This is a genomic window from Streptomyces sp. NPDC047515 (assembly GCF_040643055.1).
Taxonomy (GTDB): Bacteria; Actinomycetota; Actinomycetes; order Streptomycetales; family Streptomycetaceae; genus Streptomyces.
In genome coordinates this window covers 156,792-162,997 of record NZ_JBEYTM010000015.1, presented here as the reverse complement: position 1 = coordinate 162,997, position 6,206 = coordinate 156,792, and the positions used below count along the sequence as shown (strand labels likewise).

Below are 6,206 nucleotides of genomic sequence, written 5' to 3'. Positions count from 1 at the left end.
CACCCCCCAGGTCATCCGTTCGACAGGGGGCAACAGTCATGCCGGGCCCGGAGGCCAGCGGCCCTCTTGCAGGACCGCGAAAAACATAACGGGGCTTGGGGACTTGGAGCGCGAGCGCGCCCGGCTCCCGCACCGGGACGAGCGGGGCGGGGCGGGTCCGGAGCGCACGAAGAAGCCCCCGTCCGGTGTGAACCGGCCCCGGGGGCTCTGTGCGTCGATTGCGCCGCTCTCACGGCGGCAGGAGGGACACGTCCCCCGCCGGGGCCCCCTGGGTGGCGCGGGCGGTGCTTCTGGTGTCCATGGCGTTCGCCGTGTCCGTGGACGGATGCCGGGCGGCAGGCGAGGAGCCGTGTGCCTCGGCCCGGATGCGCTGCTTCATCGTGGGTGGCAGCGCCCTGTCACGCGGAAGGGTCCATCGCACCGACGGGGTGGTCGCGGTTGCCGCGGTCGCATCCGTGTGCTTCTGGTTCGTGGTGGTCGGCTCCGGGGCGCTCTGCTCCGTGGCCGCGGCCGGGCTGCTCATGAGTCCCAGTGCGGCGAGGAGGGCGAAGAATGCGGTGACGAAGGCGGTCCAGATGCTCTTGGGCTTGAAGGCGCTCACGGCCCCTCGCTTTCGGGTAGTCCGGTTTGCTTACCTTTCCGATGATGTGGATATGGCTCGCGATTTCATGGACCGACGCCGCGGATCGGTCGATCTTCAGATGAACACCACTCGTATGGTTCAACCAGCCTTGACGGGCCTGTCCGGGGCGAACGGCGTGACCGTGTCCGCCGGCCGGTGCGACGCTCGCGGCGCATACGGGAGATCGCTCTTCCCTGGGCGCCAGTTGGGTCGCGGGCAGGTCACCGATCGATATCGGCCGGTGTGTATAGTCGGGCGGCAGAAGTCCCCTACGTCAAGGAAAGACGAGGTCGCGCGGTGAAGAAGCTTCTCCTGGTCGCACTGGCCGCCATCGGCGGGCTCCTCGTGTACCGCCAGATCCAGGCGGATCGCGCCGAGCAGGATCTGTGGACGGAGGCGACTGACTCCGTGCCCGCAGGTTCGGGTGTGTGAGACAGAACAGCCTGATTGCGGGCCCCGGTCGCTGAGCGGCCGGGGCTTCGTGCTGTTGCGGGACCGTGACACCTGTGCTCTTGAGTTCACCTAAGCAAATCAATAGGTTGCGGGAGCAAAACGCCGGGTTTTTCGGTCGAGGGGGCACAGGTGAAGGCACGGGACCACCATCGCCGCACCGCAGGCGTAGGGGCATAGACCGGCGGGGTGCTGCTCGCCCTGGTGGCGGGCGCGATGCCGGCCGTGGCGGTGGGGCCGGACGGCGCGCCCGCCGCTTCGGGGGCGCCCGGCGGCGAATCGGGCGGCAGCCTGGTCATGGTGCTCGACTCGTCCGGCTCCATGGCGGTCGACGACGGTACGGGACGTACCCGGATGGAGAGCGCCCGTACGGCCGTCGGCACCGTCGTCGACGGACTTCCCGACGGGTATCCGACCGGGCTGCGGGTGTACGGCGCCGATCGTCCCCGGGGCTGCGCGGACACCAGGCTCGTCCAGCCGGTGCGCGGGCTCGACCGGGCGGCCGTGAAGGAGGCTGTGGCGGCTGCGGAACCCAAGGGTGACACCCCCATCGGGCCTGTCGCTGCGCAAGGCCGCCGAGGGCCTTCCCCGGCCCGCGGGCGGTGCCATCGGCACCCGCACGATCCTGCTGATCTCCGACGGCGAGGACAACTGCGGTACGCCGCGGCTCTGCGAGGTCGCCGCGGAACTCGGCAGGGAGGAGATCGGGCTGCGGATCGACACTGTCGGCTTCCAGGTGCGGGGCCAGGCCCGCCGGCAGCTCGAATGCGTGGCCGCGGCGGGCAACGGCCGCTACTACGACGCGCCGGACGCCAGGTCGCTGGCCCGGCAGCTGCAACGGGCGTCGCGGCTCTCTGCGGACGGCTACCGGTTCCGGGGCGAGCCGGTCGCGGGCGCGGCGAGGGTCGCGGACGCGCCGGTGCTCGCACCCGGGCAGTACCTGGACACCATCGGGCCCGGTGAGAAGCGGTACTACGCCGTCGGCCTGGACTCCGTTTCGACGGTGGACTTCTCGGCGACGGCGGTGCCGCAGCCCGGGGCGGCCGTCGACCCGTTCGATGCGCTGCGCACCAGCATCACGTACGGCACCGGCGGCTCCTGCGGGACGGACACCGCGCACTTCCTCCAGAAGGAGGGCGCGACGCCCCTGACCTCGGCCCTGGCCCGTATCCCCACTGAGCGCGGCACCCGCCGCTGCGACCGGGCGGGCCGGTATCTGCTGGTGGTTGAGCGGGAGAGCAAGAAGGGCTCCGACGCCGCGCGTTGGCCGCTGGAACTCCTCTACGCGGTGGAGGCGCCGCTGGACAAGGGCGTCACGCCCGCCGCCTCGCGGCCGGAGTACGGCGAGGGCGGCAAGGACGCGGTGCCGCCCACCGGTGATCCCCGGGACGTGCGAGGCGGTACCGGCTTCAACGACGCCGAGGACATCGGACCGGGCGTGTGGCGCGACCGGATCCTGCCGGGGCAGACCCGCTGGTACAAGATTCCGGCCGGATGGGGCCAGCAGGTGCGCTACGACGTGGAGTTCGCGAACGAGCCCACGGTGGAAGGCGTCGCTTCCACGTACTCGTACGGCACGACCCAGCTGTTCACCCCGGCTCGTTCCCCGCTCACCGGTGGCGGCGAGTTCACCCCGACGACCGTGTACAACGGCCGTCCGTCGGCGATCAGGATGGGTGGCGTGCCGGTCGCCTGGACCAACCGCTACGAGTACCGCTCCCACGTCCGGCCCGTGCACGCCGCGGGCGACTTCTACGTCTCGGTGACGCTGGGGGCGCATGCCGCCGACATCGCGGAGAACCCGCAGATCGGTGTGGTGGTGCGGGTGTCGGTGCTCGGCGACGAGCTGACCGGACCCGAGCACAACGCTCCTGTCGCGGCCAAGAAGGTGGACAAGAGCGGCAATTCGATCAGGGCCGCAGACAGCGGCGGTACGGGCGGGGCAGGATGGACCGGCATCGCGGCCGCTGCCGGGGCGGGCGCCGTGGTGGTGGTGATCGCGGGGCTCGTGTTCCTACGCGGGCGTCGCGGGCGGGCCGGACAGACGACGAGGGGAAGCGCGTGATGAGGCAGCGCAACAGGGGCCGGGTGGCGCTGGCCGCGGCTGCGGTGATCTGCGCGGCGGCGGCGCTGCCGGGGCAGGCGTACGCGGCCGGGGAGCCCGTCGCGTACATCTTTGATCCCGGGGCGGAGCAGGTCGGTGGCGCGGAGGTCAGCACCGAGGCGACGGCACTCACGCCCGGGTCGGTCTACAAGAGCTCGATCGAGCGCGGCGAGAAGCTCTACTACCGGCTGAACCTGGACGTGAAGACCAACGCGTACGTCTCGGCGGTGGTCGTGCCCAGGGGCGGTGGACAGGTCGCCTACGGGGACGGCATCAAGGTCAGCATCAGGGACAGCGCCGACCGGCAGTGCAGTTCGGAGGACGCCCGCTTCGAGTCGGCGGAGTTCCCGCGTCCGATCGCGGCGTACGCCTACCGGATCGCGGACAAGGACAGCAGTACCTGCCAGGAAGCCGGTACGTACAACGTCCTGATCGAGCGGGAGAGCAAGGCCACCTCGACGCCCGACGCGTGGGATCTGGAACTGCGCTACGAGTCGGAGCCGCAGCTGAAGCAGGGCGGTTCGACGCCGACCGAGGCGCCGGACAACTGGCCGTCGGTGTTGCCCGCGCCGCCCACCGACGCCCCGCAGAATCGGTCGGGCGGTACCAGCTACTACGACGCGACCAGCCTGCAGACCGGCGAGTGGCACGACACCATCGCACCCGGGCAGACCCGCTTCTACCGGGTGCCGGTGGACTGGGGGCAGCAGATCTTCGCCACCGTCGACCTGGGCAACAACAACGCCTCGGACAAATTCATCGGCAGCGCGCTCGCACTCTCCCTCGCCAATCCGGCACACGGTCATGTCGACAGCGCGACGCCGCTGTCGTACTCCGGAAAGTCCGCGTCCGTATCGCTGGACCCGCTGCCGCCGGTGGCGTACGAGAACCGGTACGACTCGACCAGCAGCGTCAGCGCCATGCGATTCGCCGGCTGGTACTACCTGTCGGTCGCGCTCAGCCCGGAAGTCGCGAAGTCGTACGGCGACAAGGGGATTCCGATGATCCTCAAGGTCAAGGTGGACGGGACGGCGGCGAAGTCGCCGTACACGGGTGACACCGGCATCTTCTCGGTCACGCAGAACGACAAGGACATGGCAAGGAGCGGAAAGAGCGACCCCGAGGCGGCCAGGAGCGACACCATGAGGATGGTCGGTGTGGCCGGGATCGGCGCGGGAACGGTGCTGGTGCTCGGACTGGGCGTGTGGACGCTGCTGGCGCGGCGCCGCGCCGTGACCGCCCCGGCGGGTCCGGTCGGTTCGAACGGTCCGGTGGGTCCGACCGGATCGAACGGTCCGGTAGGTCCGGTAGGTCCGGTAGGTTCCAATGGTCCGGCGGGTCCGGCGGGTCCGGCGGGTCCGGTCGTGGGAGGCCCGGCCGGGGGCGGGCAACCGCCGTACGGAGGCCCGACACAGACCGGGTGAACGCGCCGGAGATGCTGCCGCACAGGGCGGGGCTCCGGCCCCCCCAGCGCTCGGCTCAGGGCAACGGCGCGGGCTCCTGCCCACCGGCTCAGCTCTGGGTCAGCGCCCAGATGCCCACGGCGAAACAGATCAGCGCCAGCAGCAGGACCGGGACCGCCACCTTCGTGGGCGGTCCCGGACGTCTTTGCGGCGCCCGCGCCGGAACAGCGGCCGAGAGCTGTGGGGAGACCCCTGGTCCGGGGGCCGGAATCTGCGGCTGCCCGGCGGTGTAGGCCCGGGTGAGGGCCGGTTCGTGCTGCACCGCGGCCGTGGCAACCTGCGAGGGATCCGGCGCGGGCGCGTGGAAGGGGGCGGCCGTATGCGCGGGGAGGGGAGTGGCAGGTGTGGACGGCTGCGTCGGCCGGGGCAGCGGTGTGGGCTGCTGCGGAGGCGGCGGGAGGTGGAAGCTGCCCGTCTCCGACATCGGCACCGGCGGCTGGGAGTAGGGCTGCTCCACGGGCTGCTGGGCTGCCTGGTCCGTCTGCGCTGACCGCGAGTCCTGCACGGCCGTCCGGGGGGCCGTGAGCGGCCCGGCGGGGCCGAAGCCGACGGGCAGCGGGCCGAGTTGGTCGAAGACCTCCACCGGCTCGTCGTCGATACCGGGCTCGGGCAGCATGTCGACCGCGGCCGTCAGCGCCTTGCGCGCGCCCGTCGCCGTGCGGAACCGGGCCTGGGGATCCGGCTGCAGCAGCCCCGCGATGACCTGCCACAGCGGTTCGGGAATCCCCTCCGGGGCACCGGGAGTTCCGTACGAGGCGAAGTGCTCGACGATGGCCTGCGCGTCCGGCTTCCTCCCCTGCAGCAGGTAGAGCGCGACGAGACCGACCGCGAACAGGTCCGCGGGGAAATCCGGTTCCGCGCCCATCATCTGCTCGGGCGCGAAATAACCCGGCGTCCCCACCACATAGTTGGTCTCGGTGAGACGCGGCTCCCCCTTGCGCATGGAGATACCGAAGTCGGACAGGCGCAGATGCGGCCGCCCGGTGCCGGTGGCCTCCATCAGGATGTTCGCGGGTTTGATGTCCCGGTGCACGACGCCCTCCGCGTGCACCGTCGACAGCCCGGACAGCAGTTGGTCGAGCAGCGTGCAGACGAAACGGGGCGGCAGCGGCCCGTAGTCGCCGATGACATGGGCCAGGGAACCTCCGCTCACCAGATCCATGGTGAACAGGACCTTGTCGTCGTCCGCGGCCCAGCTGGCCGGGGCGAGCACATGCGGATGCTCGATCCGCAGCGCCTGTTCGCGGACAAAACGCAGCAGCGTGTGTGCGTCGCTCTGCTGGAGGACCTTGGCCGCCACATAACGGCGGCGCCGGTGGTCCCAGGCGCGCCAGACGGCGCCGACCCCACCACGTCCGATCGGATCGATCAGTTCGTACCGACCGGCGAAGACCTCACCCATTGCGCTGCGCCCGCTCCACTTCCTGTTTCGGCTCGTGCCCGGCTCTCGGAGGTAGTGCCCTGGGGCCTCTCGTTCGGATCATGCCGGGCTCGCATGCTCCGGCACCGCGCCTCGCCGCGTCGGTCGCCACGACTTCGCCATGACTCCCTCCTCCGCCTCGCGATC

Annotated in this window: 5 protein-coding genes; 3 read left to right on the top strand and 2 right to left on the bottom strand. The window is 71.1% G+C overall.

Translation table 11 applies throughout. From position 1 onward, the window contains the following. Positions 1 to 229 precede the first annotated feature (229 nt). Complete coding sequence (locus ABZ826_RS15885; RefSeq protein ID WP_361447471.1) at positions 230 to 601, bottom strand: DUF6344 domain-containing protein; 372 nt, start codon at positions 599 to 601, stop codon at positions 230 to 232. Positions 602 to 919: 318 nt separating this feature from the next. On the opposite strand from ABZ826_RS15885, the gene ABZ826_RS15880 reads away from it, so the two are divergent. The 3 genes from ABZ826_RS15880 (at position 920) to ABZ826_RS15870 (ending at position 4,600) form a co-directional block, all read left to right on the top strand. Beyond that, positions 920 to 1,054, top strand: a complete 135-nt coding sequence (locus ABZ826_RS15880) for a DLW-39 family protein (RefSeq protein WP_003958712.1) — start codon at positions 920 to 922, stop codon at positions 1,052 to 1,054. 556 nt (positions 1,055 to 1,610) lie between these two features. Beyond that, the gene (locus ABZ826_RS15875) at positions 1,611 to 3,137 is read left to right on the top strand and encodes a hypothetical protein (protein ID WP_361447469.1); all 1,527 of its coding nucleotides are present in this window, start codon (positions 1,611 to 1,613) and stop codon (positions 3,135 to 3,137) included. Next, positions 3,137 to 4,600 carry a hypothetical protein gene (locus tag ABZ826_RS15870; protein ID WP_361447467.1) on the top strand — a complete coding sequence of 488 codons (1,464 nt, stop codon included), beginning with the start codon at positions 3,137 to 3,139 and terminating at the stop codon, positions 4,598 to 4,600. The genes ABZ826_RS15875 and ABZ826_RS15870 overlap by 1 nt, the downstream gene beginning before the upstream one ends. An 88-nt stretch (positions 4,601 to 4,688) precedes the next feature. Here ABZ826_RS15870 and ABZ826_RS15865 read toward each other — a convergent pair whose 3' ends face one another. Further along, a complete protein-coding gene (locus ABZ826_RS15865; protein WP_361447465.1) occupies positions 4,689 to 6,041 on the bottom strand; it encodes a protein kinase in 1,353 nt (450 codons plus the stop codon). Between the last annotated feature and the right edge of the window lie 165 nt (positions 6,042 to 6,206).